General features: G+C 73.3%; 3 protein-coding genes. All 3 read right to left on the bottom strand.

Annotation, left to right across the window (positions count from 1 at the left end; translation table 11 throughout):
- Nucleotides 1–307: flagellar motor protein MotB (locus GBZ26_RS28720; RefSeq protein ID WP_282184371.1), on the bottom strand; the 307-nt coding region annotated here is incomplete at its 3' end.
- Between the two features lie 9 nt (nucleotides 308–316).
- Entirely contained in the window at nucleotides 317–1,204 is an 888-nt protein-coding gene (gene motA / locus GBZ26_RS28715) for a flagellar motor stator protein MotA (RefSeq protein WP_109070357.1), read from the bottom strand.
- A 70-nt stretch (nucleotides 1,205–1,274) separates the two neighbouring features.
- A partial coding sequence (locus GBZ26_RS28710) for a hypothetical protein (protein WP_174441713.1) occupies nucleotides 1,275–2,600 on the bottom strand: 1,326 nt, incomplete at its 5' end.

Below are 2,600 nucleotides of genomic sequence, written 5' to 3'. Positions count from 1 at the left end.
CCGGCACGCTGTGCTCCCCCGGCGCGTTGGGGGTGGACAGGGCCCCCGTCTTGTCCACCGCCCGCCCGGCGAGCATGCCGTCGGCGCCCGAGTTGGACTGGGACAGGGCCACCGGGTTGAAATAGTCGGCGATGCCCTTGCGCTGCTCCACCGTGGTGATGTTCATCAGCCACATGATCAGGAAGAAGGTCATCATCGCCGTCACGAAGTCGGCGTAGGCCAGCTTCCAGGCGCTGTTGTGCTCCTCCTCCTCCTCGCCGTAGCGGCGCTTGATGATGATCGTCGGCTCGATGCGCTTGCGGGGCATGGCGGGGCCTCAGGCGGGCTGGCTCGCCTCGCGGGCCTTCGCCTGCGAGGAGAGGGTGGTGGCGACCTCGACCTCGGCAAGGCTCGGCTGCGTGTCGGCGAACAGCACCTTGCGGGCGAACTCCGCGCAGACCTGCGGAGGGCTGCCGCGCAGATAGGCGCCGAGCGCGGCGCGCACGCAGATGAACAGCGTCAGCTCCGCCTCCCGGCGATGGCGGGCGGCGGCGGCGATCGGGCCGACCAGACCGTAGGACAGCAGCACGCCGAGGAAGGTGCCGGTCAGCGCCCCGCCGATCATGTGGCCCAGCACCTCCGGCGGTTCGCTGATCGCGCTCATGGCATTGATGACGCCCAGAACGGCGGCGACGATGCCCAGCGCCGGCAGCGCGTCGGCCAGGTTTTGCAGGGCCTTCGGCACCTGGTTCAGCTCGCGCCCGATGGTCTCGATCTCCTCGTTCATCAGGGCTTCCAGGTCGTGCGGGTTGTCCTGGCCCAAGGCGATCAGGCGCATGTAGTCGCACAGGAAGGTGACGCAGCGCGGCTGGCGGAAGACCGAGGGGTACTGGGCGAAGATCGGGCTGTCGTCCGGCTTGTCGATGTCGCTTTCGATGTTCGACACGCCCTTGGACTTCGCCTGCCGCAGCAGGGCGTAGAGCAGCGAGATAAGGTCCAGATACTCGTCCTTGCTGGTGTGCCGTCCGCGGGCCACCGCGCCGATGGTGCGCACGGTGGCGCGCAGCACCGCCATGGAGTTGGCGATGACGTAGCCGCCGATGCCGGCGCCGACGATGATGACGATCTCCACGGGCTGCCACAGCACGCCCATCCGCCCGCCCATGGCGGCGAAGCCGCCGAGCACGCTCAGGAAGACCGCGACGATTCCGAACAGCAAACGCATGATGTGTGTCCTCCGGCTCGGCCGAAAAGAGGGATCGGGCTCAGGGAGCCGTCGTGTGGGGCGGGAGCGTTCAGGGCGCCGTCCACCGGCGCAGCACGCCGGCCAGCGCGTCGGCGGCGGCGAGCTGACCGCCGACCGTGGCGCTGGACAGCGGCTTGCCCGCCGGGGCGGGCGGGACGGCCAAGGCGTCGAGCAGGCCGGCCCAGCGGGTCCCGGCCAGCGCCGTGCCGTGGCGCTCCGCGGCGGCGGTGACCGCCGCGTCGTCGCCCGCCCGGAAGGCGGCCAGCGCGTGGAAGGCGACGTCGTCCGGCAGGGGCGCGGGTCCGTCCAGCAGTTCGGCGTAGGCGGCGCGGGCCGCCGGCCACTCGCCGGCGCGGAACAGGCTGTCCGCCCGGATGCGCGCCGCTTCGGGGCCGGACAGGCCGCGCAGCGCGTCGAAGGCGCGCATCGCTTCGCCCTCCGCCGCGAAGGCCTCGGCGCGCAGCAAGGCGCGGCGCTCGGCAGCCTGGGCGTCCGGTGCGGGGCCGGTGGTGTGGTCGAGCACGGCCAGCGCCTCCGTCCCGCGCCCGGCGTCCAGCAGCACGCGTGCCAGCTCCAGCCCGACCGCCGCGCGCTCGGCGCCGCGCGCGGTCTCGGCGACGGTGTGGAGCAGGCGCGCGGCCTCCAGCGTGAAGCCGCCGCGGGCCAGCAGCCGGGCGAGCCGGCGCTGCTGCGTGCCGGCGTCGTCGTCGGTCAGCGCCACCGTGCGGCCGTAGCGCACCTGGAGGGACAACGCATCGAGCGCGCTGCCCGGGGTCGTCTCCAGATGGCCGATCACCGCGTCCAGCAGCCCGCGCCCGGTGGTCAGCGCCGCGCGACCGCGCGCCGTCGCGCCGAAGCGGCGGCCCAGCAGGCCGAAGATGTCGAGCGCCGCGTCGATCCGCCCGACGCGGGTGTAGGCGGCGCCCAGCGCGGCCAGCGCGTCCGTCTCGACGTCGCCGCCGCGCCAGGCGTAGCGCAGGCTTTCCAGCTCCGCGATGGCGCCGGGATCGTCCAGCGCGCCGCTGGCCAGCCGCAGCTCGATGGAGCGGACCTGGGCGCGGTGGCCGTAAAGGTTGGGCAAAGCGGCGGCGCGCTTGTAATGGGCCAGCGCCTCCGCTGTCTCGTTGTGCAGCTCCGCCAGACGGCCGCGGAAGAGGTCGAGCCGCCCGTCGGTGGAGCCGATGCCGTCCAGCGTGATCATCTCCAGCACGATCAGGTTCAGCGCCGGGCCGTCCGCCGCCTCGCCGGCCGATTCGGCGAGCAGGGTCAGCAGGCGGCCGCGCAGGTCGGCGGGGTAGGACAGCAGCCGCTTCAGCGCGATGGGCAGGCTCGATTTCGCCGCGGTCCAGCGGCTGGGGGCCAGGGTGGCGCTGCG

This window comes from Azospirillum formosense (genome assembly GCF_013340925.1).
GTDB lineage: Bacteria > Pseudomonadota > Alphaproteobacteria > Azospirillales > Azospirillaceae > Azospirillum > Azospirillum formosense.
This window is presented reverse-complemented; position numbering and strand designations above follow the sequence as displayed.

What these genes read in the sequence shown, in the direction of transcription:
- motA (WP_109070357.1), bottom strand. Translation starts at nt 1,204, where the DNA reads ATGCGTTTGCTGTTCGGAATCGTCGCGGTCTTCCTGAGCGTGCTCGGC.